We start from the raw sequence: 22,658 nt of genomic DNA on the forward strand, positions 1-22,658 counted from the left end.
CGTAGCAAATTTTTCAAATAAAACGAGTATACTCACATGTTTAAAACTTTTAAACCGATAGAAATAGTCGGCGAAGAGGTAGTCTTTTTGATTCCTCTACTTCCATCGGCTAGATAATCGGAATAAATCTTTGCAGTAATTCTAACACAATCTTTCGCATATGTCACCCTAATAGTTCGAGTAAGCAAATTTGGAGATCGTCTAGAGAGATCAATACGTGCACCAAAGCCTATAGTCCAATTTTCCTCTAGCTGATAATTCATGTCCCCATAAAATTGTCGCACTCTATTATTTGAAACCTTTATACTTTCTACGGAATAATATTTTTTAAGATTGGTAAGCTGAATAAAACTACCTAGAAAGTTAATCTTATCATAGTTAAAATTTCCTCCCACTTCATCTCTAATAGGTCTGAAATATCTATCTTTCCGAAAGCTATAAAACACTTCTAAATTATCAGAAAGATTACCTAGAACCTGCCCTACATTTTCCGTATTATCAGCAGGCAAATCTATACTATATCTTGTATTACGCGACTGTCCTAAAAATAATTTTAAATAATTTTCTTCTTTAGCAATACTAGTATTTAAGCCGTAACTTAATCTATTACCGAAATCATGACAATCAATACCGCTATAACGGTTGGATAAAAAGATATTTTTTTCGGATAATTCATATTTAGCAGGATCAATTATAACAAATTTTTTATCTTTCTTAGATAGTTTACGTCCCATAGTAAAAGAAACTACCGGCTCAATAAGTAAATTTATCGTTTTTGTTATATTACCTACTAACGGATAACGCCATAAAGTTTGCAATTCCGGTATATTCCTTTGAAATGATTTACTTTCTCTCGGCTTATCTAAATAAGCCCGTCTAGCAAGATAAAAATCGCCTCTATCTTTTGCTACAAAATCAAAAATTTGCCCTGAAGAAGTCAGCACATTATGCATAAAGGATAATTGTAAAGAGGTTCTAGCAAGTTGTTTTCCTATTCTTTCTTTGTACATTAACGTATTATTTTCAACAACGATATGGCTGTTGTCATTATCATTCAAATTTATCACGTTTTTTGTATTGATTTTCGGTAATACTAGAGGATCGGTATATTTACTATCATTACTACCTAAGCCTTGAAAACTTAATCCTTCCGCCGAAAAATAATCAGTCTCATGAATTTTATTTAAGAATATTTTAGAAGTTAAATATGAAGCGTAGTTATTATAATAATTTTTTAAATAAGCTTTATCCGATGTACGTTCCACCCTGAAACCGTAATCATAAACTTTATCGGTACTAATAAAATTACCGCTTGCTATATAATGATAAGAAGAAACTTTTTTATTTTTCACTACACTTCCGTCTTTTTTTAGAAAATACGGTAATTCACCGTAACTACCTTGAAAATTCATATTATCGGTATCATTCGGGCGATAGCGTGCTTCTAGCTCATAAGTTTGATATTTACTAAAAATCCTTGGAGTGAGAGTAAAATCCATATTAGGTTTTGCACGTAGATATAGAGGGATACCAAACCCTTTATTTTTGACGTCAGGCACTAATAATCCGGAAGTTGCAGGTGCCGTAGGAGTCGGATGGAAAAAATACGGTAAGTAAAAAATCGGTACGCCATATACTTCAAAAAATACGTTTTTATAAACTACTCTATGTTCTTCGGAATGAATATAAGTACCCTTAGCAGCAATTTGCCAAATAGGGTTTCTATTACAAGTAACATCGCAAGGGGTAAATTCGGCATGGTGCAGCTTAAGATTATTTTCATCTATTCTTTCGGCAAGTTTAGCAATTAAAAGATTATTATCACCGGAAAGCAAAATGAATTCCGATATGATACCTTTCTTAAATTCATCTTTTAAAACCGCTTTGTCTCCCTCTATTATCCGGTTTTGTTTATCCTTAATTCGGATATTACCTTCTGCCCATAAAATATCGTTTTCTATATCATAAAGTAAATTATCTGCCGTTAATAAATACTCATCCGTGATAATTCTTATATTACCTTTAGCATATATCAAATCCTGACTTTCATTATACTCTACGAAGTCGGCTATCATATTGCTTATTTTAATATTTTGACCATTCTTAGAAAGATCGGCAAAACTTACCAAAGAAAATATTATGATAATAAGCAAGCATATTATTCGCAGTAGCATTTATATTAATAAATATATTTTAATAGTAAAAAATAATAGCAAGCTATTAGCAATATATCAAATAATAAAAAATTTTGCTTGCTCTTTTGCAGTGCAAGATTATTCTATGGAGATGATAACCGTCATTGCGAGTGGACATTGTTGCGTGGATCGATTCCACTACTGTCATAACGTGGTCAAGCCACGGGATGACATCGGAACGTTTTTCAAGAACCATGCAACAAAGCCACTCTCAGCTCAAAAAACCAAGTACTAATAAAATGCTAGACAATTTCATTGCAAATCAAGCAACTAAAGAGTTTTCAGTTAGTGAGATTTCTAATAAAATTAAAGAATTATTAGAAAATAATTTTAGCTATATTAAGATAAAAGGAGAAATTTCAGGTTTAAAAATAGCAAGCTCAGGTCATGCTTATTTTAACTTAAAAGAAAATACCGCTATTTTAGCCTGTACTTGCTGGCGTCCTATTCTTGCTAAAATCAAATTTCCTTTAAATGACGGTATGGAAGTGGTGATTAGCGGCAAGCTTTCAAGCTATGCAGGTAATTCACGCTATCAATTATCGGTAGATAATTTGCAACCTGCAGGACTTGGTGCTATGTTGCAAATTCTAAATGAACGCAAAGCTCGTTTAGAAAAAGAGGGACTATTTAATAAGAAACGTATTCCTATACCTTTTTTACCTGATAAAATAGGCGTTATCACTTCAATAACCGGTGCTGTTATTAAAGATATTATTCATCGCATTCGCGAACGTTTCCCAACTCGGATGATAATATGGCCGGTTAGCGTACAAGGCGAAAATTCCAGCAATGAAATTGCTGAAGCAATTGAAGGATTTAACAATTTAGAAGAGATAAATAAACCAAGTGTTATAATTGTTGCTAGAGGTGGCGGTTCTATAGAAGATCTTTGGTCATTTAACGATGAGATATTAGTACGTGCCGCTTATAACTCAAAAATTCCTATTATTTCCGCAGTAGGCCATGAAGTGGATTATACTTTAATAGATTTAGTAGCCGATAAAAGAGCTCCGACGCCAACTGCTGCCGCAGAATTTGCCGTACCGGTACAATCTATTTTAAATAATACTCTACAATCTTATGAAAAAATATTATTGAATAATACTAGCCGGTTAATTAAATATCACGAACAAAATATAGTAAATTACGATAAAATACACAGATATCTCTCTCACTATATAAATAATAGGCAACAATTACTAGACGAAACCAGTTTTAATTTACTAGATGCTTTACCGTGCTTTATTGAACTACAAGAAACAAAGCTTAAATCTTTTTCTAAAGAAAGAGTTAACCCTGCTAAAATACTCAATTACAAAACATTAGAATTAACACATCAAACAGCTTATCTATCAAAATCGGCAAATAATACTTTGAAAAATTTTGAGTATAAATTAGAATTAAATAGCACGTTACTTGCAAGCCTTGATTATCATAACGTATTAAAACGAGGTTTTGTTATAGTTAAAGGAGAAACGGGTAATTTTTTATCTTCTAAAATTACTGCTGCAAATGAAAAAATTTTTAATATTAAATTTTCTGACGGCGAAATTAAAGTAGTTCGTAATTAAAAATGTCATCCTGTGGCTTGACCACAGGATCTTGTATCACAGGCTGTATCCTGAGATCCCGCAATCAAGTTGCGGGATGACATTAAAAATTACTAGATTCCTGCTCTCGCAGGAATGACAAAACATAATTCTAAAAAATACAAACCATGAAAATTTTAAAGCTTTTTATTTTTATACTTCTCATTTCTAAAAATTTTTATGCTTTGAGCATAGGTACAAACGAACAACAAGCAATTTTAGAATGCAAAGGGACAGCCGATAAAAAAACTTTGATAAATGCATGGTATGTAAATGAGCCTTACCAATACTTAATTGCTACTTCAAACGGTCGCACTACCGTTTCCGGTATGGATATAGAATTAATTAACGCTATTGCCGCAAAAATAGGTATCAATATTGAGTATAATCAAGATAGTTGGTATCAAGATCAATTAGATATTCAAAGCGGCAATGCCGATATGGCTGCAGGAGCTACTTATACTGCTGAGAGAAGTAACTACGCTCATTTTTCAAAACCTTATCGCTTAGAAGAACTATCATTATTTATTATTGAACCACTTGCCAAAAAGTTAAATTTTCAAAATGTTAATGAACTAACAGCACAAATACGCTTATTTAATCTTCATTTAGGAATAGTGAAAGGTACCGTATACGGAGACCCTAAATTTACGGATTTTTTATATAATGAGAAAAATCGGGATATAATTGAAATATATCAAAATGATATAGAATTAGTAAATGGAATAATAAAGAAAGAAATTGACGGTTTTATTAGTGGTAGAATAGTCGGTTCCGTTAATATACTCGGAAGAGCGATAGACAGGAACATATTAGAAGTTCCTTTAAATATTAAAACTCCTATACATTTGATGTTTAGCAAAAAAACCGTATCTTTAAATATAATTGAGCAATTTAATTTTGCGATAGATGATTTTCTTACAAGTAACGAATATAAAAAAATTATTAAGACATACATATACCATATTCTATTACCTAAATCTATAGATTCTCGTTGGTGTCATATTATAGGATTACTTGGCTGCCTTGCTTTTGCTTTTTCAGGAATTATTTTAAGTAGCAGAAAAAATAGTACTTTATTCGGTACATTTTTATTTGCAGTATTACCGTCTATTAGTAGCTGTATAATACTCGACTTAATAGTAAATCATGATACCGGACATTTAAACTTCTATTTTACTCCTTCTTATTTCTATTATATATTTATAGTAGTTTTACTTAGTTTTACAATTATTAAATTATTCAGCTATTATAATAAACAGATTACTGAAGATAATTATTTAGAACAATCACTAAATAATATAGTAGCAATTTGCGATTCATTCGGACAAGCAACTTTTATAATTATAGGAGTTGCAATGGTTATTATTCACAAAATCGAGCCTCTAAGTTTTTGGGGACCGTTTTTTGCTTTTATTACAGCTAATTGCGGTGCGATATTACGAGATTTTATTATGAAAGAACATTCAATTAAGAGAATACCAAGAGGAGTGAGTATTGAAATAAGTATATTATGGGGTGTAGCCTTTAGCGTATTATTAGATATGTACGGCAGTAATCCAAATTACAATACCATAAAATATTCAATGATTATAGTAATTTCCGGAGCATTCATTACTAATCTTTTAGCTTATCATTTTGGTTTTCTTGAGTGGCGATTCCGTAATGAAAACACAAGCTTAGAAAAACAAACATGAAGATAGTTACTTGGAATATTAATTCCATAAAAACAAGACTTAATTTATTGCGTAATTTTTTATCTAAAGAAAATCCGGATATTTTATTATTGCAAGAAATAAAATGCGAAACCGAGAAATTTCCTTTTGATGAATTATCCGATCTACCTTATAATTTTTATGTTCACGGACAAAAATCATATAACGGCGTTGCTATAATTTCAAAATTTCCTGCCGATGAAATAATTAAGGATTTTCCGAATAATTACTACAGTGATCAAGCAAGATTCTTAGAAATAAAATTATCATTACCTATAGGATTCTGTAATATAATCTCGCTCTATGCTCCTAACGGTTCATTTGTCGGTAGCGATAAATTTGTAGCAAAGCTAGCATTTTATGATAATTTTATTAATTATCTATCAACTAAAAAATCTTTTGACGAAAAAACTATCATTGGCGGTGATTTCAATATTGCACCGTTCGATATAGACGTATATTCACCTAAGCTACTTGCTGAAACTACTTGTTTTACTGAGATTGAACAAAAAAAATTACGTACTATTCTAAATTCCGGGTTTGAGGATTTATATAGATTGATGCATCCATGTAAACAAGAATTTTCATGGTGGGATTATAGAGCCGGGTGTTTTGAACAAAATAAAGGTATGAGGATTGATATGATCCTTGGTTGTAATAATACTATTGACTATTTAGAAAATTGCTATATGGATTATAATCTAAGGACTCAAGAAAAACCTTCAGATCATATACCGGTAATTGCGAGTTTTAAAAAATAGTCAGTGAATGTCATTGCCTGCGTGGATACCAGACCGTCATTGCGAGGAAAAACTGCAAGTTTTGACGAAGCAATCTCATGCTAAAGTCCTGAGATTGCCACGTTCCTTTTAGTCGCCCGCAATGACGATTTGCTATCCATGCAACAATACCTACGAAAATGACATAAATCACTTTTTAAGAAATAAATATATGTCTCCAAAATTCATGAAATTTTACGAAAAATATATGACGATTGTCGGTATAATCGGCAATTTTATGTTTTATATACAGGCTCATAAGATTTTCACCTGCAAATCTTCAGCTTCCGTTTCTATGCCCGCCTTTACTATAAGTGCTATTGCTCTTTGTAATTGGCTTATATACGGCATATTAATAAAAAATACACCTATTATAATAGCAAATATAGTAGGTTTTATCGGGGCATTATTAGTTTTCTTAACCATAATAATATTTAATAATGACTAAGAAAATCATTACTTTAGTTGGCCGTCCGAATGTAGGCAAATCAACGCTTTTCAATAGATTAAGCATACGTAAAAAAGCTATCGTTCACGATTTGCCGGGCGTCACTAGGGATAGAAAATATACAGAAGGCAAAATTGGCTCTTTTGAATTTTTGTTAATTGATACCCCAGGACTTGAAGAGAATCCTGATAGTATGGGAGAGAGGTTAATGGAACAGACTACTAAAGCAATTTTAGAAGCAGATTTAATTTGCTTTATGGTTGACGGTAGAAGCGGAATATTGCCCGATGATAAGCTACTTGGTAGCTTTGTTAGAAAATATAATAAGCCTGCTATATTGGTAGTTAATAAATGCGAGAAAGCTTTTGATTTTGATAAAGAGTACTACAAATTAGGGTTTGATAGTGTGGTGGCTATCTCTGCCGAGCATGGCACAGGCTTAATTAATTTATATGACGAGATTATTGCCAAGTTACCTGAAGAAGAATCAATCGAGACAAATATAGCCGATCCAATTAAAGGAGATTGTTTGCAGATAGTAGTTAGCGGCAGACCCAATGCCGGAAAATCTACTTTTATAAACGCTCTTATTAATGATGAAAGATTATTAACCGGTCCTGAAGCCGGCATTACTCGTGAATCAATTGAAATTGATTGGCAATACAAAAATAATCATATTAAATTAATCGATACGGCAGGGCTTCGCAAAAAATCTACTATTACAGAATCTTTAGAAAAATTATCGGCATCAGATGCTATTAACAGTATTAAATTTGCTAATACCGTAATCTTAATGATTGATGCTTTAGCCCCTTTAAAACAGCAAGATTTAAATATTGCAAGCCATGTGGTAAATGAGGGAAGAAGTATAGTTATAGTAGTGAATAAATGGGATTTAGTTAAAGAATCCGAAAAAGAAGCATTTCAGGAAGAATTTTATTATCAGATAAATACTCATCTGCCTCAGGTTAAAGGGGTACCAGTTCTATTCATTTCAGCAATAAATAAACAAAATATAGAGCAGGTTTTAGATGCTTGTCTTAAAATCTATAAAATTTGGAATAAAAAAATAACTACCAGCAAATTAAATGAATGGCTTAATTTTACTACGGAAGCACATCCACTACCTCTACAAAAAGGCGGTAAAAGAGTGCGTGTAAAATATATGACTCAAACAAAAACCCGCCCACCTACTTTCAAATTATTCTCTAATAACCCGGAAAAAATTACCGATAGCTATACTCGTTATCTAGTAAACAATATGCGTGAGGCTTTTGACATGCCGGGCATTCCTATTAGATTCACTTACGTAAAAACTAAAAATCCTTATGTGTAGTTTAAAATTAATTAATTTACAAAATTTAAATTTACGTATATACTTGTTTATACAATAATCAAGTATATTATTATGCAAAGTCAAATTAAAAAATGGGGAAATAGTTTAGGTATTAGAATACCTAAATATTTAGCTGGAAAATTACATGTTAGTGAAGGCACATTAGTTAATTTAAAATTAACTAATAACGGTTTAATTATTAGCACAGAAGAATCTGAATTAGATATATTACTAAATAATATTACTGACTCTAATCGTCATCATGAATTATTAAGTAATGATAAGACGAAAGGTAATGAAACATGGTAAATTATATACCTGAAAAAGGTGATATAGTTTGGCTTGATTTTGAACCGCAAAAAGGTAAAGAAATTCAAAAGACACGCCCTGCGGTTGTACTTAGCCCTTACAAATATAATCTTAAAAGCGGTCTTGCTTTATTTGCTCCTATTACTAGTCAAATAAAAAATTATCCTTTTGAAGTAATAATAGATTTTCAGCAAATAAAGGGGGCGGTATTATGTGATCAAGTTAGATCAATGGATTTCAAAGTACGTAAAGCAAATAAAATTCTAACATTAAATGAAATACTTATAAATGAAATAATATATAAATTAAAATTACTTTTATAAAATATTCATTCTATAGTTAATATAAACTTTTTCCTTTAGTATTACTATTTTGTAATATAATACTTATTAGTATAGAAAGCAATAGTATAGAAAGCAATAGTATAGAGAAACTGCTAGAAAACTTGTTAGTTGATTATCAAGCCGCCTGATTGTTCCAAACACTATTAGATTGACTCGTAATTAGTACACTTTAACCAAGCTGTAAATTAGATAAGTTCTCTATTCCAACTACACTTATTTTTTCTGTTTTTTTATATGTATTATTCCCAGCATTATGGTACTTCGTCCTTGTAATTTCATAATGATACTTTGAATTTACAATATAATTTTAATCAAATAATAGCAAGATTTTCTATGCTCCTCTACCGGATTTTCCTATCTCTCTTTGTCTTTCTCTAATACCTTATTTGTATGCGGTCCTACCGCTTCTTTATCTTTACTAAATTTACTTTTTCCTAAATTAACTATAGTTTCTGCTACTACTCCTAGAACTTTCGGGTCTGATAATAATTTTAACGCCGGCACTATAATTTTACCGTATTCATGTTTGCTAAATTTATCGGCAATTTTAATTAATTCAGGTGCATGTTTGCCGGCTATCTTTATTAAGATCTAGATATCGTTTATTTAACTCATCATATTTTTTATTACCTGTTTCAGCCCCAAGAGCTAAATATCCAACTTGAACCCACGAAAGGTTTTTATATTCTTCATCAAGCTGTTGCCTTATATTATGGATTCCTGCTCTTGGCTTTTAGACATTTAAATACCTTTATATAATTTAATATTATTTTACTATAATTATTTAAAGGTTTATAAAATTTTACTTTTTAGTTTTTGTTAATTTTTAAAGTCATGGTTATCTTGCAATAGAATTTTTTACTATAATTCTTCCCTTTCATTCAAAAAGTCTCTAGGTTTTGTAGACATTTGATTAATGATTATAATTATGAGATATTTTTAAGCGAAAATTAATAAGATTTTTGCCGGAATAGCTACTCCTATTTCAAAAAAATCTTATAATTTGCAGCAAAAAAGAGTCATAATTATGATTATTCTATTAAATGTCTACAAAACCTAGATCTATACTAACCTCTCCACATAATGAAACAATATTATCCATTATCTTTGGGTCTATATTTGGATTGTTGCACGCTGTATTTTTCTTAAGCCAGTTAGGGTCATGGTAATAGGAAGGCTTTGGCCATAGCTCGATGATTTTTGGTAGAGGCTCTATTTTTCTAATACCAGTCCGATACCCAGGCATTAAAGCTTTAACCGGCATCCACCCTACATCACCGATAAAATATATTTCCAAGTAATGCCAAATCAATTTAACCTTATTATTTGTATCCACAAAGATTTTATAATATTCACGTTGTACATCATTAAGAAATTCCGTTGCTATAAGCGATATATCGGGATGCGTTTCTATACTTACTAAAGCTATATTTTCTAAGTTTTCGGGGCATTGAACAATTCTATCTGAAGCCGTTAATTTCTTAAACTCTTCCTCTCCTATTTTTTCTTTTAGGCTACTTTTGTATTCTTGCTCTTTATCTGAAGGAAATACTAATTTATCATTTTTACAATCAACCGAAAAAGGAGTTTCAATAACATATTTAATAAATAAATCTTTTAGTTTCATAATAAAAAATTTCTTAATATATAAGGCTATAATATTAATAATTTTTATATGTCAAATAATATCCTCTAGGCTATCTAGGTAATGCTTTACCAGTCGTAACAACTTCGCTTCAGGGCTTAGATTTTTCACTGCCCATTTTTTAATCCAAGGTTCGGCGAGCTGCCACATATTAACATTACCGTCTAACTGTCTGCCTATCCCTTCCACCATTATCAAAGTCTTTTGTAATAGCAACAACTCCGGTTGTACTTCCATGCCGAAATCTTCCGTGATTTTAAATAAATGTGCAAGCAGCTTACCTATGGAAATATTTTTCGTGGGCGTACCTACTATAGGCTCGGTGACTGCTCTACAACTTTGAGCGAATAAACCTAAATCGGTATTTGATGGGATGTAGCCGGCTCTTAAATGTACTTTAGCAACTAATTTATAATCACGTTTTAAAAAGCCGAATAGACTTTCGGCAACGGCTAAACGATCTTTTTCTTTAAGTCTGCCCATAATACCGAAATCGAGTAGAATTATCTTACCTTGCTTGTTTACTAAAATATTTCCTGCATGTAAATCAGCATGAAAAAATCCGTCTCTATAGGCTTGATTGAAAAACATTACGGCAAAATCCTGAGATATTTTTGCAGGTTCTAATCCCATTTCCTTTAGTAGCAAAGTATCATATATAGAAGTTCCGTCTAACCACTCGGTGGTTAGTATATTTTCTGATGTTAAATCCCAATATATTTTAGGGATTATTACATTAATATCATTACGCATATTGTCCATAAGCTCGGAGCTAGCTGCCGCCTCTAAACGTAAATCAAGCTCAAATTTCATAGTTTCATGAAATTTATCGACTACTTTAGTCGGTTTTAGCCTTTTTGCTTTAGAAAATTTTGAGATAATTTTTGCAAGAAAATATAACAGCTTAATATCTCTATTATATCTTTTATGAATATCAGGACGCAAAATTTTTACCGCAACATATTCACCGGTTATAAGTTGTGCTTTATGTACTTGCGAGATTGAAGCAGCGGCGATTGGGGTGTCGTCGAAGTGTGAGAAAGGGAGGGCGTCATGGCTACTCTCTCTTATGTCATTCCCGCGTAGGCGGGAATCCAGTATTGTTTTTTCTGGATCCCCGTTTTCACAGGGATGACATAATGGAGTGCGAGAATGACATAAAAACTCCTTCGTTATCAACTTTCTAGCCACCCCACCATCAAACGGAGGTAGCTTATCTTGCAATAACCTTAAATAATCTGCTATTTCTGCTCCTACTAAATCGGCTCTTGTCGAAAGAGTTTGTCCGAATTTTATATAAATAGGTCCAAGATCGCTTAAACAATCTATTAAGCGTTTGCCGTAATCTTCCCGTGATTTTTTTATTAACGAGACCGGAGCAAAAAATAAGGTTAATATATAACCGATAAACCTGAAATATTTAGGGCTTCTTGAATCAATTAAGATTTGCTTTTTACTGATGATACGAAAAATACGTATTAAATTAAAAAAATTACTTATCATATTTTATATGCACTGTGAATAGCAACTATTCCGCCGCTCAATTTTTTATAACCGACTTCCTCAAAACCGGCTTCTTTAATCATTATTCTAAACTCGTCTTGTGAGGGGAATAAATCTATACTTTCGACCAAATATTCATACGCCTCTTTATTACCCGCTATCATTTGACCAATACTCGGTATAATATTAAATGAGTAGAATTTATAGAAATCTTTTATGTACCCTTCCTTTACTTTTGAAAACTCAAGACATATAAACTTACCCATCGGTTTTAGAATTCTATAAGCTTCTTTTAAAGCTTTATTAATGTCAGGTACGTTTCTAATGCCGAATGCTATAGTATAATAATCGAAACTATTATCCGGAAACGGTAGTTCTTCAGCACTTGCTACAGTAAATTTAAGGTTCTGAAATAAATTAAGATCAATTGCTTTTTTCTTAGCTTGCTTTAACATTTCTTCATTAATATCACTTAAAGTTAAAGCGATATTATTACCTCTATCTCTTGCTTTTTTAGCAAGCTTTAAAGCAATATCACCGCTACCGCTAGCGACGTCTAATATATGAGAGTTAAGATTTGGGATTTGCCTAATAAATTCATCTTTCCATAAACGATGTAATCCAAAACTCATTAAGTCATTCATTAAATCATACTTATCAGCGACGTTAGAAAAAACGTTATTTACTAAACCTTGTTTTTTAGTGTAGTCTACTTTTTTAAAGCCAAAATTTGTTTGGTTCATAGTTTTTTATTATAAATATTAGCATCAAATGCCGGAACTTCCTGAAGTAGAAACTCTTAAAAACTCCCTAAAAGATAAGCTAATCGGGCTTATTATAGAAAATGTAGAGTTAAAAAGAGATAATTTACGTTATAAGCTATCCTCGCTTTTAGCTACAGAAATCTCAAATACTAATATACTGGATGTTAGGCGTCGTGCAAAATATTTAATTATAGATTTTAATAATGATTATTCTTTAATAGTTCATCTAGGCATGAGCGGCAGATTTACTCTGCAATCTGCTAATTATAAAACTCAAAAACACGATCATGTGATTTTTGATTTAAATAACTGTGAAAAGCTAATTTTTAATGATACTAGACGATTCGGAATGGTTTATAGCTTTAAAACTAATTTCTTGGAAAAAGAATTTTTTAATGATTTAGGAATAGAACCGCTTTCTGATTCATTGACGCTAGAATATTTAAAAAACAAGCTAAAGATTAGAAAAATACCGATAAAAAACTTGATTATGGATAATAAAATTATAGTTGGAGTCGGTAATATTTATGCTTCTGAAAGTCTTCATTTAGCTAGAATTCATCCGGATAAATTAGGTAACGATTTAAATGACGATGAAATAGAAAGTTTAATTAAATCGATTAGAGAAGTATTAACTAAAGCTATAACTGCCGGCGGTACTACTCTTAAAGATTTTGTAAACGGCGATAACAAACCTGGCTATTTTACCCAGCAACTTACGGTTTACGGTAGAGAGGGACAAAATTGTTTAAGCTGCTCTAGCACTATTATCAAGACAAAACATTCAGGCAGGAGTACTTTTTATTGTAAAACTTGTCAATATAGTTAATTCACTTGACATATTTTTTAAAACTATTTATAAAGCTCTCTATTGCTTATTCAATTAATAGTTGAAGGAGACTCCTTGCATAACCTATCTTATAAAGAGGAATTTGAAGGAGACACGAAACGCAGCACCGCAGCGTACAAAAAGGTACGAGAGGATGCGAGTATCGGATCGACGTACAAATTACCTTTAGAAAGAGGTTATGCAAGAGGTCTAATAAAGCCGGTGATTATGGCAGGAGGCAACGGTAAAAGACTATAGGCCTTTGTCATCTAAGGATAAACCGAAACAATTTAAAAAAATATTGAGTGATCTAACTTTACTTCAGCAAACATTAAACCGAAATAAATTTTTAGGGCAACCTACTGTTATTACTTCCAAAAAATATGAATCAATCACTAAAGAACAAGCAGCAGAAATAGATGTAGACATAGAATTAATTACCGAGCCTTTACAAAAAAATACTGCCGTTTGTGCCATTATTACGGGATTATCGGCTAAAGCACAAGGATTTGATATTGTAGTGTTACTACCTTCAGACCATCATATAGCGGATAATATAAATTACCTTAATACTATAAATAAGGCTTTACATTATGTTAATGAATTCGGTATTTGCACTATAGGTATTCCTATAAATGTTATAAGTGCCGAGTATGGCTATATAAACACAGGATTATCAATTGCAGAAAATGTTTATCTAGTTGATCATTTCATTGAAAAACCTATATTAGAGCAAGCAAAAAAACATTTTCAAAGTAATGAATATTTTTGGAATTCAGGAATTTTTGTATACGATATTAACTTCTTCTTAAACTTAGCAATGAACCTTCAACCTGATTTATTTTGTATTGCAGAAAAAGCATTTAATACTGCTGTAAAAAATGAGAATAGTTTGGCAATAGATGATGAGGCTTATAATGAAATCGAAGCAATTTCTATAGACAATGCCATAATGGAATATATTTCGGGAGTGGTTATGATAAAAGCCGATTTTGCTTGGAACGATCTTGGTACTTGGCATTCCTTATTACAGGTAAAACACCGGAATATAAACGATAATTATTGCGAGGGAAACGTAGTAACAAGTAATACCACAAACTCTTTCATTAGTTCTAATAATAAATTAACCACCGTAGTAGGTCTTGACAATGTCATAATTATCGATACTATGAACGGTCTTTTGGTTACCGATAAATCAAAAATAAATGATCTAGAGAAAGCTAAAATCCTATTTACCGCTCTTTTTAACGAAAAATCTGATTCATCACCGAATTATGAAATATATGAAAAAGCTTTTCTAAATAATATTTTATCTTCTGAAGAAATAAAATTAGAAATTATGAAAGGAAATAACGAAGCTTGTTATATTCTTGCTAAAACTTACTAAATAATTAATCGTAATCCCCAAGATGAATATAACTCTATGTTATTAACATTGATTGGAAGTAAATTAGGAAATACAGAATGTACACAGCTTGTTTATTCATATCCTACAAAATATACAAGCTTTGAATCTACTGTTAACAATTTTATTCAAAACTATATAGGACAGCTTAATATCACTTTTGATGATGCTATATTATCAGCTGCTTACTCCGATACTTTAAATACTTCAATGTTAGGAGACCCAAATTATAATAATATGTATAACCCTGGTTGAACACATATTATTACATAATTTACTGCTAATATTCAAGGCTATTGACATAGTATTATTGCTTATATATCCTATTTTGATGAGGCTTAAACCTCATCATTAAAATATAGCTAATCTTATAAACTTCAAAAATCTGTAAGTTATAGGAACAACTTAGTAATAAAGAGGTTCACTTTAGTTGAGTTACAACATGGAAAATACTACAGAAGAAGAAATAATAATATCTGAATTCAAAAATGATGAAGAAGAGAAAAGATTAAAAGCAGAAGATTCACGGAAACAACTTAAAGCAATACTAATAACATTTGGTATTATTTTGACCGGTTTTTTAACTTTTACTTATTTCTTTTTTAATTACATAGAAGAAAAAGCGGAAGAATACAAACAACAGCAACAACAAGAAATTCAAAAAACTAATAAGAGTTGAATATTAGATTACCACACTTCTCCTTTAATTATGGTCTTGTTGTATAACTGCTATGTCATTCCAGCAAGGCATTGTTGTGTGAATACCACCCCGTCATTCGAGTGACTGCAAGGAGCGTGGCAATCCAGAAAAAATAATAAAAAAATTCTGTAAATCAGAATTTTTTACTGGATTGCTTCGTCAATTATTTCATAATTTCCTCGCAATGACGAAAAAAGGTATATTTGAACAAAGTTTTAAAGCAGCTTTTGTTTGCCCTACCGCTGCAATATCATCTAATTCCCCTTCAATACCGAGTAAAGCACATTTAGTAATATGTTTTAAATTGATCGGACGCTTCTCAGAAACTAATTTGCCTCTTGCTAGCGAAAATTGTTGGAATACTTTATCTATAGTTTGTAAGTAAAACTCTGCCGGCATATCCATACCTGCTAAATACTCATCATAAAATTTAATAGTATGATCGGCTTTTTTATAATCAGAATTTAATAAACTTTGCCATAATTCTAAATGTGAATCTATATGACGGAATAAGTTTAAACTCATAAAGCCAGCAAGTTGGAGGAGTCCAGGATATACTTTTCTTCCATGTCCGGGATAGTTTGGCGGCACCTGCATTGTAACCATTTTGCAGAACCATTCTAAACTTTTACTTTGAGCGAATTCATTAACTGCCGTGGGATTTTTTCTAGCATCTATAGGACCGCCCATCAAAATCATCGAACTCGGCACATTTGGACTATTACTCTCCGACATTAAGCTAATGGCGGCAAGCAGTGGAACAGTAGGTTGGCAAACTGCCATAGTGTGAACATTCGGTCCTATAAAATTGATAAACTCCATTACGTAATCAATATAATCATCCATATCAAAATGCCCTGCTTCAAGCGGCACATAACTGGCTTCCGTCCAATCTGTAATATAAATATCGGTATACGGTAATAATTTTTGTACGGTTGATCTAAGTAAAGTAGCGTAATGTCCCGCCATGGGTGCTACTATTAATAATTTAGTAATTCTTTTTTAAAACCTATTTTCTGAAAATGCCTTAGTTCACAAAAAGACTTTTTTAGTATAACTTTTTCATTAATGTTATAGGTTTTATCATCAATAATTGTTTCAACAATATTAAATTCAGGTTTTTCATATTTTCTAGTCATGCGTTCACAAAGCGTTAAATAAGCATACATAATTCTTGCAAAACCGTTATCTTCTAGAGACTCATGTTCATATGCTTCTTTTAGAATTTTTATACCTAAATGCATTGGAGCAATTTGTGCTCTAAGCCCCTCTAACATATAATATGTATAATTAGTACTTAAATCACAGTTAATCATAATTTATCCACAAATTTAAAAATAATTAATATATATCTAGTTTAGCATCAAAAATTTCATAGTAACATTAATTTTAGGATTCACGGCTTAAATTTTTATAAATGCGTGATAATAATAGTCTATATATAAATATGTTTATTTTTTCTTCTTGTTTTGCTTAGGAATCACATGTTTATCAATATTATACCATATACTCTCCACCACTTCTTTTGTTGGTTTTTTACAAAACATATCAACCTTATTTAGATAATTCTCAAAATCCTTATTTTCTTCTGCCAACCTATTAGCCATATTCCAATCTATTTCAGATTTTTCTCTAGCAGGGATTAATATTTCACTATCTTCAGGAAATTCCATATTTATTAAAATAAAACCTATCCCATGCCTAATACATAACATTTCGAATTCATGCCTAGTATTGGACCTAATTTCGTCTAGAATAGGTGCGACTAAATAACCATAATGTGCCCATGATGAACTTGATAAAGCCTGAAAAAAAGACTCTCTTACATTACTACGGCTTATTTTCTTTTTTACTTCAAAGGACCAAAGCCTTGCTTGTTTTCCTCCATAATATTTAGCACAATCTTTAATTAGCGGACTCCATTTTTTATTAAGAACTTCCATGCCTACCCAATCAGGATGTAACCATATATTACTTCCGGCTCCTTGTTTGTTTGAAGAAAAATTATGTTTAATTTGCATATTATTTATAGATACCTAATTCATCAAGATATAATTCAAGTACTTCATATGCTTCTTCAGTTATATTATTTTCTTTGCTTACTTTATTTTTAAGGTTTGTTACTTGTTCTTTATTAATTTGATAATCAGGATTCTGACTATAGTACAACCTTACTTGAGGTTCTGACTCTATTCTAATATTAGGCTTTGATTTCCACTCATTAAACCTACCTCTACTAATTTCACCTGCATAAGCCTTTATAACTTCCTTAATTTTTTCTTCTTGAGTTCTTGCTGCTATTATCCTCTTATTTCTACTTGCCGCCGCTTTACGTCTAGCTTCTTCAGGATAATTTTCTACAAGCCATTCTGCTATTTTGTAGGGGGTAAATTTCTGATCTTCATGTTCTTTTAAAAAACCAATGATGGCATTTTTGCGATTAAATTCCATATTAAATATACTAATAATTGAAATACTATAAAATATACATGTTATTTTAAAAATTTTAACTTTAAATTATCAATCTTGATGATTTTATAAAGTATTATTTATATATTTTTCAAATTTAGAAAATAATGTTTTGAAGTTATGAGTAGTAACATTTGCTACTTCTTTTGATGTGATATTTTTGAGTTCGGCAACTTTTTCAGCGACATACCTAACAAATGCCGGTTCGTTTTGTTTGCCTCGCATAGGCGTAGGAGCTAAGTAAGGAGTGTCGGTTTCTATTAATAACCTATCAAGCGGTATATATTTAACTATTTCCTGCAAATCGGTTGCATTCTTGAAAGTTATAATACCGGACATTGAAATATATAAACCGATATCTAGCATTTTTGTTGCTAGATTTCTTGATGAGGTAAAACAATGGATTAGCCCAGGAAATTTACTATTACGCATTTCCGAGGTTAAAATATCAATAGTATCTTCGTCTGCTTCTCTTGTATGAACAATAATAGGTAGGTTTGTGCTAGACGCCGCATGTATATGTGCTACAAACGAATCTTGCTGTAATTTTTTATCGTAAGGCTGCTGATAATAATCAAGCCCCGTTTCACCGATTCCGATAATTTTTGGATGCTGGGTTAGCATAATAATTGCCTCAGCGTCATTGCAATGACTAATAAAAGAATTCACTTCACACGGATGCACCCCAACACTCGCAAAAACATTTTCATATTTTTCAGCTATCTCTAAAATAATCGGTAAATCTTCAATTTTAGTGCAGATAGTTTGCATATACTGCACATTATTTTCTAATGCTCTTTGAATGACGGAGTCTAAATCCGTATCTTTGGTAAGTAAATTAAGGTGACAATGTGAATCTATTAACATGACACACTATTCAAACTTTGGAAATATTATGGTAGGTTCTAAAATATTGCTACCCGCCGTTAAAGCATAGTCACGTACTAAATGCTTAAATAGACGTTCTTCTTTATTTACCCCTAACTGATCAAGCATTTTATTTGCTGAACTTGGTATAAAAGGCAGAAGCATTATTGCAATATAACGTAAAACTTCTAGTAAAGTGTATAACACTTCTAGCATCTTATCAGGATCGGTTTTTTTCAAATTCCAAGGTGCTTCGCTATCAATATAGATATTTGCCTCTTCGGCCAAATTAATAATATTTTCAAGAATTTTATTAATCTCTGTTTTATCCATCAATAAAATATTCTGCTTGGCAAATTTACTTGCGTTTTTTAAAATCGGTAGTTCATATATTTTATCTATGACATCCTGCGTAAGTAGCGGTACTTTGCCGTCATTATTCTTATAAACAAAAGCTGTAGTACGCTGTAATAAATTACCTATCTTGTTTGATAGATCGCTATTAATCCGAGTAATTAAATTACTACGAGCAAAATTACCGTCCGCACCAAAAGTTACTTCACGCATCAGAAAATACCTAACTTGATCAACGCCAAATTCATCAATTAACTTAATCGGATCAATGGTATTACCAAGAGATTTAGAGATTTTCTGCCCCTCATTCGTCCACCAACCATGAGCCATAATTGTCTTCGGCAGCGGAATTTCTGCAGCCATTAAGAAAGCAGGCCAATAAACGGCATGAAAACATAAGATATCTTTACCGACTACATGTAAATTAGCAGGCCAAAATTTACCGTAATTACTTTGTTCATTAGGATAATCAAGGGCCGAAATATAATTAGCCAGTGCATCAAGCCAAACATAAATTACATGTTTTTCATTATTTGGGACTTTGATACCCCAATTGAAAGTAGTACGTGATACGGATAAATCTTTTAGACCTGATTTAACAAAGCTAACTACTTCGTTACGCCTTGATATAGGTCTGATAAAATCAGGGTTTGCTTCATAAAACTCAAGCAATTTATCTTGCCATTTTGAAAGATTAAAGAAATAGCTAGGCTCTTTAACCCATTCAACTGGAGCACCCGTCGGTGCAAGCTTACCTTCAGTTAGCTCTGATTCACCATAAAAAGCCTCATCTCGCACTGCATACCATCCTTCATAAAAACCTTCATAAATAGTGCCGTTATCTAGTAATTTCTGCCAAAAAACAGCTACAGCTTCTTTATGCCTGTTTTCCGTTGTTCTGATAAAATCATCATTGGAAATATGCATAGCAGTCATCAGATGACGAAAACTCTCGGATGTCTGATCGGTAAATTTTTGTGGGTCAATATTTTTATTAATAGCTGCTTTTTCTACTTTCTGCCCATGTTCGTCAGTACCTGTTAAAAACATTACATCGAAACTGCGAAGTCGCATGAAACGAGCGATTACGTCACTTGCAACACTAGTATAAGCATGACCGATATGGGGAACATCGTTAACGTAATATATAGGGGTAGTAATGTAGTAAGTATTGTTCATAAATGCTTTTTTATTAACTCATGTACTTCAAGTGGACTTAAATCTGAAGCTTTAATTGTCTTTATTCTTTCAGGAAATCTATTACTTAATTCTTTAAAGCAATCATAGATTTTTTTATAAAAATCTATACCTCTTATGTCAAATTTATTGCTCATATTTCGTGAATTGACTCTCTTAATAGCAGTATCCGGCTCTACATCAATAAAAAACGTAATATCCGGCATAAGAGAAGGCATTAAAGTTTTGTACAAATTATAAACTAAATCTATGCCGTTTTCTAGCTCTAATCCTTGATAACATGCAGTTGAGTCAATAAATCTATCACATATTACGATATGTCTCTCTTGTAGAGCCGGTATAATTTTCCGTGCCATATGATCATAACGTGCTGCCATAGCTTGTAATAGCTCGGACATGGGTAGTAATTCTTCATGTACTAGAATTTCACGCATTTTTTCGGCAACTAAGGTACCGCCGACTTCACGAGTTAAAATAACGGGAGTATTTTGAGATTTTAAATATTCATAGAGCATTTGAGATTGGGTAGATTTGCCGATTCCCTCCCCTCCCTCAAATGTAATAAACTTTCCTTGTTTTAAATTATTCATTAATTACAATTACTTTAAGCTATAACTTTACAATCATATCTCTTAAAAAAATATTTACAAGGAAGATTACATACTTATATACTGCTACAAATGCTACAAAATGAAGAGCAGTTATACGAAGATCAACTTGGAAAAGAGCAAGGAGTCTGTAAGCCGAGGAACGGAACGTATATTAATACGTGAGTATCCGAGGACTTACAAAGATGACGCAGCCAATTTTTCAAGTTCATCGAGTATAATCCATTATAAATTTTAAATTATTAATAGATGAACAATTCGTTAAGCAAAAGGGATTTTTCGATCCTAATCGGTAATGCAATGGATCATTTTGATACCGCACTTTATGGGTTTCTAGCCCCTCTACTTGTAGGTATTTTTTTTCCGAATCATGATAAAGTCGTTGCTTTAATACTTACCTATAGTGTTCTTGCTACGTCTTTATTTACTCGCCCAATCGGTTCTTATTTTTTCGGTGTTATCGCTAAAAAATACGGCGGTGTTTTTGCTTTATCTCATTCTTTAATCGGCGTTGCTTTAACAACTAGCCTAATCGGTTTAATACCTTCACATGCTCAAATAGGATGGCTTGCACCGCTATTATTAGTTTTGCTTAGAACGTTGCAAGGAGTATATTCCGAGGGTGAATGTGCCATTGCTAAATTATTTATTTTAGAGAATAAAGAAGAAAAAAAAGCGTTTAAAGCTTCTTACATTTATCAAACATCTACTATGCTTGGTATTATTCTTGCTTCATTTATCAGCACTATAGTTTTAAATATAGAGTATAATGAATATTGGCGTTTATGCTTCATATTTGGCGGGTTTACGGCTCTTATAGGTTATTTTTTAAGGAAGAGCGAGGACATTGTAGTAAAGCCCTCATTGTCATTCCGCGGCTTGACCTCGGGATCCAATAAAAAATATAAAATTACTTTACGTAATTTTTGGATACCGTGGTCGAGCCACGGTATGACACAGTCCTCTCCTCGCAATGACTTAGTATCATCACTATTACAAGACTTAACTACAATTTGGAACAGTAAACTAAGTATCTTACGCATTAGTTTTGCCATAGGTTTCTCATATATGACTTATATAGTGCCTTTCGTCTTTATTAATAGTTTTATTCCGCTTATCACTGATATATCACTGAAAATAATGATGAAATTTAATATCGAGTTTCTGATTTTTGATATGATTATGATTCCGATAATAGGGCATCTAACAAAAAAGCTACATTACCTTAAAATACTAAACGGTACTCTTATTTTAATGAGTTTAAGCATAATTCCTTTATGGCTATTCTTGAATAATTCATCTATATGGTATGTTAATTTTGTACGTATTTGGATTATAATACTCGGTGTCGGGTTCTTGGCACCTTTGAACTGCTGGCTAAATGATTTATTTAAAACTGCCGATAAATATATGTTAGTAGGTATCGGCAGTAGTATAGGTGCTTCATTAATCGGACGCCTTACTCCGTCAATCTGTCTAATGCTATGGCATGTAACCGGCAGCTCTTTATCAATTGCGATTTATATAGCGGTAATATCGATTGTAACCTTGTGGGCTGTTAGCAGTTTTGCCTGTATGGATTGATGTCATTCCCGCGTA

Annotated in this window: 22 protein-coding genes and 3 pseudogenes; 14 read left to right on the forward strand and 11 right to left on the reverse strand. The window is 31.9% G+C overall.

Features of this window, described 5'->3' with window-relative positions:
- Window positions 1–32: 32 nt before the first annotated feature.
- Window positions 33–2,174, reverse strand: a complete 2,142-nt coding sequence (locus MB29_RS02595) for an LPS-assembly protein LptD (protein ID WP_032138922.1) — start codon at window positions 2,172–2,174, stop codon at window positions 33–35.
- Window positions 2,175–2,434: 260 nt separating this feature from the next.
- Here MB29_RS02595 and xseA point away from each other — a divergent pair, with 260 nt between their 5' ends.
- The 7 genes from xseA (at window position 2,435) to MB29_RS02630 (ending at window position 8,697) form a co-directional block, all read left to right on the forward strand.
- Window positions 2,435–3,769: an exodeoxyribonuclease VII large subunit gene (gene xseA, locus MB29_RS02600; RefSeq protein ID WP_032139049.1), complete on the forward strand. Its 1,335-nt coding sequence runs from the start codon at window positions 2,435–2,437 to the stop codon at window positions 3,767–3,769.
- Between the two features lie 146 nt (window positions 3,770–3,915).
- Window positions 3,916–5,484 carry a transporter substrate-binding domain-containing protein gene (locus MB29_RS02605; RefSeq protein WP_032138923.1) on the forward strand — a complete coding sequence of 523 codons (1,569 nt, stop codon included), beginning with the start codon at window positions 3,916–3,918 and terminating at the stop codon, window positions 5,482–5,484.
- Window positions 5,481–6,263 (forward strand): exodeoxyribonuclease III, encoded by a 783-nt coding sequence (gene xth / locus MB29_RS02610; RefSeq protein WP_032138924.1) that lies wholly within the window; start codon window positions 5,481–5,483, stop codon window positions 6,261–6,263. The genes MB29_RS02605 and xth overlap by 4 nt, the downstream gene beginning before the upstream one ends.
- A 190-nt stretch (window positions 6,264–6,453) precedes the next feature.
- On the forward strand, window positions 6,454–6,729 hold the full coding sequence (locus MB29_RS09890) for a SemiSWEET family sugar transporter (protein WP_084686762.1): 276 nt from the start codon (window positions 6,454–6,456) through the stop codon (window positions 6,727–6,729).
- A complete protein-coding gene (gene der, locus MB29_RS02620; protein ID WP_032138926.1) occupies window positions 6,722–8,065 on the forward strand; it encodes a ribosome biogenesis GTPase Der in 1,344 nt (447 codons plus the stop codon). The genes MB29_RS09890 and der overlap by 8 nt, the downstream gene beginning before the upstream one ends.
- Before the next feature lie 72 nt (window positions 8,066–8,137).
- Window positions 8,138–8,374, forward strand: coding sequence for an AbrB/MazE/SpoVT family DNA-binding domain-containing protein (locus MB29_RS02625; protein WP_032138927.1), 237 nt, complete (start codon window positions 8,138–8,140; stop codon window positions 8,372–8,374).
- Window positions 8,368–8,697 carry a type II toxin-antitoxin system PemK/MazF family toxin gene (locus MB29_RS02630; protein WP_032138928.1) on the forward strand — a complete coding sequence of 110 codons (330 nt, stop codon included), beginning with the start codon at window positions 8,368–8,370 and terminating at the stop codon, window positions 8,695–8,697. Before MB29_RS02625 ends, MB29_RS02630 begins: the two co-directional genes overlap by 7 nt.
- Window positions 8,698–9,072: 375 nt before the next feature.
- On the opposite strand, the gene MB29_RS11360 is transcribed toward MB29_RS02630, so the two are convergent.
- The 4 genes from MB29_RS11360 to ubiE all read right to left on the reverse strand — a co-directional run bounded on the left by MB29_RS11360 (window position 9,073) and on the right by ubiE (window position 12,609).
- Window positions 9,073–9,222 (reverse strand): hypothetical protein, encoded by a 150-nt coding sequence (locus tag MB29_RS11360; RefSeq protein ID WP_215426206.1) that lies wholly within the window; start codon window positions 9,220–9,222, stop codon window positions 9,073–9,075.
- 535 nt (window positions 9,223–9,757) lie between these two features.
- Entirely contained in the window at window positions 9,758–10,345 is a 588-nt protein-coding gene (locus tag MB29_RS12500) for a hypothetical protein (protein ID WP_233418877.1), read from the reverse strand.
- Window positions 10,346–10,396: 51 nt separating this feature from the next.
- The gene (gene ubiB / locus MB29_RS02645; protein ID WP_032138929.1) at window positions 10,397–11,866 is read right to left on the reverse strand and encodes a 2-polyprenylphenol 6-hydroxylase; all 1,470 of its coding nucleotides are present in this window, start codon (window positions 11,864–11,866) and stop codon (window positions 10,397–10,399) included.
- Entirely contained in the window at window positions 11,863–12,609 is a 747-nt protein-coding gene (gene ubiE, locus MB29_RS02650) for a bifunctional demethylmenaquinone methyltransferase/2-methoxy-6-polyprenyl-1,4-benzoquinol methylase UbiE (protein ID WP_032138930.1), read from the reverse strand. Before ubiE ends, ubiB begins: the two co-directional genes overlap by 4 nt.
- Before the next feature lie 28 nt (window positions 12,610–12,637).
- On the opposite strand from ubiE, the gene mutM reads away from it, so the two are divergent.
- The 6 genes and pseudogenes from mutM to MB29_RS12505 all read left to right on the forward strand — a co-directional run.
- Entirely contained in the window at window positions 12,638–13,459 is an 822-nt protein-coding gene (mutM, locus tag MB29_RS02655; protein ID WP_032138931.1) for a bifunctional DNA-formamidopyrimidine glycosylase/DNA-(apurinic or apyrimidinic site) lyase, read from the forward strand.
- A 48-nt stretch (window positions 13,460–13,507) separates the two neighbouring features.
- Window positions 13,508–14,438 (forward strand): annotated as a pseudogene (locus MB29_RS09895) (sugar phosphate nucleotidyltransferase); the annotation flags it as partial.
- Window positions 14,436–14,846, forward strand: a complete 411-nt coding sequence (locus MB29_RS14075) for a hypothetical protein (protein ID WP_407690049.1) — start codon at window positions 14,436–14,438, stop codon at window positions 14,844–14,846. The pseudogene MB29_RS09895 and the gene MB29_RS14075, both read left to right, overlap by 3 nt.
- Window positions 14,847–14,882: 36 nt before the next feature.
- Window positions 14,883–15,119: a hypothetical protein gene (locus MB29_RS09900; RefSeq protein WP_084686766.1), complete on the forward strand. Its 237-nt coding sequence runs from the start codon at window positions 14,883–14,885 to the stop codon at window positions 15,117–15,119.
- Between the two features lie 187 nt (window positions 15,120–15,306).
- Entirely contained in the window at window positions 15,307–15,543 is a 237-nt protein-coding gene (locus tag MB29_RS02675; RefSeq protein WP_032138932.1) for an RP671a family tick cell line-upregulated protein, read from the forward strand.
- A 105-nt stretch (window positions 15,544–15,648) separates the two neighbouring features.
- Window positions 15,649–15,742, forward strand: a pseudogene (locus MB29_RS12505) (lytic transglycosylase domain-containing protein); the annotation flags it as partial.
- Window positions 15,743–15,762: 20 nt separating this feature from the next.
- Here MB29_RS12505 and phaZ read toward each other — a convergent pair.
- The 6 genes and pseudogenes from phaZ to tmk form a co-directional block, all read right to left on the reverse strand.
- Window positions 15,763–16,880, reverse strand: a pseudogene (gene phaZ / locus MB29_RS08210) (polyhydroxyalkanoate depolymerase); the annotation flags it as partial.
- A 135-nt stretch (window positions 16,881–17,015) separates the two neighbouring features.
- Window positions 17,016–17,585 (reverse strand): hypothetical protein, encoded by a 570-nt coding sequence (locus MB29_RS02685; RefSeq protein ID WP_051965289.1) that lies wholly within the window; start codon window positions 17,583–17,585, stop codon window positions 17,016–17,018.
- Between the two features lies 1 nt (window position 17,586).
- Window positions 17,587–18,015 carry a hypothetical protein gene (locus MB29_RS02690; RefSeq protein ID WP_233418879.1) on the reverse strand — a complete coding sequence of 143 codons (429 nt, stop codon included), beginning with the start codon at window positions 18,013–18,015 and terminating at the stop codon, window positions 17,587–17,589.
- 84 nt (window positions 18,016–18,099) lie between these two features.
- Window positions 18,100–18,900, reverse strand: a complete 801-nt coding sequence (locus MB29_RS02695) for a TatD family hydrolase (protein ID WP_032138933.1) — start codon at window positions 18,898–18,900, stop codon at window positions 18,100–18,102.
- A 6-nt stretch (window positions 18,901–18,906) separates the two neighbouring features.
- Window positions 18,907–20,433, reverse strand: coding sequence for a methionine--tRNA ligase (gene metG, locus MB29_RS02700; protein WP_032138934.1), 1,527 nt, complete (start codon window positions 20,431–20,433; stop codon window positions 18,907–18,909).
- The gene (gene tmk / locus MB29_RS02705; protein ID WP_032138935.1) at window positions 20,430–21,041 is read right to left on the reverse strand and encodes a dTMP kinase; all 612 of its coding nucleotides are present in this window, start codon (window positions 21,039–21,041) and stop codon (window positions 20,430–20,432) included. The genes metG and tmk overlap by 4 nt, the downstream gene beginning before the upstream one ends.
- A 267-nt stretch (window positions 21,042–21,308) precedes the next feature.
- Between tmk and MB29_RS02710 the strand changes: the two genes are divergently transcribed.
- Window positions 21,309–22,643 carry an MFS transporter gene (locus MB29_RS02710; protein ID WP_032138936.1) on the forward strand — a complete coding sequence of 445 codons (1,335 nt, stop codon included), beginning with the start codon at window positions 21,309–21,311 and terminating at the stop codon, window positions 22,641–22,643.
- Window positions 22,644–22,658 lie beyond the last annotated feature (15 nt).

This window comes from Rickettsia tamurae (assembly GCF_000751075.1).
Taxonomy (GTDB): Bacteria; Pseudomonadota; Alphaproteobacteria; order Rickettsiales; family Rickettsiaceae; genus Rickettsia; species Rickettsia tamurae.

Bases quoted from the DNA above. Each gene is read 5' to 3' on its own strand.
- MB29_RS02595 (WP_032138922.1), bottom strand. From the start codon at position 2,174: ATGCTACTGCGAATAATATGCTTGCTTATTATCATAATATTTTCTTTG.
- xseA (WP_032139049.1), top strand. From the start codon at position 2,435: ATGCTAGACAATTTCATTGCAAATCAAGCAACTAAAGAGTTTTCAGTT.
- MB29_RS02605 (WP_032138923.1), top strand. From the start codon at position 3,916: ATGAAAATTTTAAAGCTTTTTATTTTTATACTTCTCATTTCTAAAAAT.
- xth (WP_032138924.1), top strand. From the start codon at position 5,481: ATGAAGATAGTTACTTGGAATATTAATTCCATAAAAACAAGACTTAAT.
- MB29_RS09890 (WP_084686762.1), top strand. From the start codon at position 6,454: ATGTCTCCAAAATTCATGAAATTTTACGAAAAATATATGACGATTGTC.
- der (WP_032138926.1), top strand. From the start codon at position 6,722: ATGACTAAGAAAATCATTACTTTAGTTGGCCGTCCGAATGTAGGCAAA.
- MB29_RS02625 (WP_032138927.1), top strand. From the start codon at position 8,138: ATGCAAAGTCAAATTAAAAAATGGGGAAATAGTTTAGGTATTAGAATA.
- MB29_RS02630 (WP_032138928.1), top strand. From the start codon at position 8,368: ATGGTAAATTATATACCTGAAAAAGGTGATATAGTTTGGCTTGATTTT.
- MB29_RS12500 (WP_233418877.1), bottom strand. From the start codon at position 10,345: ATGAAACTAAAAGATTTATTTATTAAATATGTTATTGAAACTCCTTTT.
- ubiB (WP_032138929.1), bottom strand. From the start codon at position 11,866: ATGATAAGTAATTTTTTTAATTTAATACGTATTTTTCGTATCATCAGT.
- ubiE (WP_032138930.1), bottom strand. From the start codon at position 12,609: ATGAACCAAACAAATTTTGGCTTTAAAAAAGTAGACTACACTAAAAAA.
- mutM (WP_032138931.1), top strand. From the start codon at position 12,638: ATGCCGGAACTTCCTGAAGTAGAAACTCTTAAAAACTCCCTAAAAGAT.
- MB29_RS14075 (WP_407690049.1), top strand. From the start codon at position 14,436: ATGATAAAAGCCGATTTTGCTTGGAACGATCTTGGTACTTGGCATTCC.
- MB29_RS09900 (WP_084686766.1), top strand. From the start codon at position 14,883: ATGTTATTAACATTGATTGGAAGTAAATTAGGAAATACAGAATGTACA.
- MB29_RS02675 (WP_032138932.1), top strand. From the start codon at position 15,307: ATGGAAAATACTACAGAAGAAGAAATAATAATATCTGAATTCAAAAAT.
- MB29_RS02685 (WP_051965289.1), bottom strand. From the start codon at position 17,585: ATGCAAATTAAACATAATTTTTCTTCAAACAAACAAGGAGCCGGAAGT.
- MB29_RS02690 (WP_233418879.1), bottom strand. From the start codon at position 18,015: ATGGAATTTAATCGCAAAAATGCCATCATTGGTTTTTTAAAAGAACAT.
- MB29_RS02695 (WP_032138933.1), bottom strand. From the start codon at position 18,900: ATGTTAATAGATTCACATTGTCACCTTAATTTACTTACCAAAGATACG.
- metG (WP_032138934.1), bottom strand. From the start codon at position 20,433: ATGAACAATACTTACTACATTACTACCCCTATATATTACGTTAACGAT.
- tmk (WP_032138935.1), bottom strand. From the start codon at position 21,041: ATGAATAATTTAAAACAAGGAAAGTTTATTACATTTGAGGGAGGGGAG.
- MB29_RS02710 (WP_032138936.1), top strand. From the start codon at position 21,309: ATGAACAATTCGTTAAGCAAAAGGGATTTTTCGATCCTAATCGGTAAT.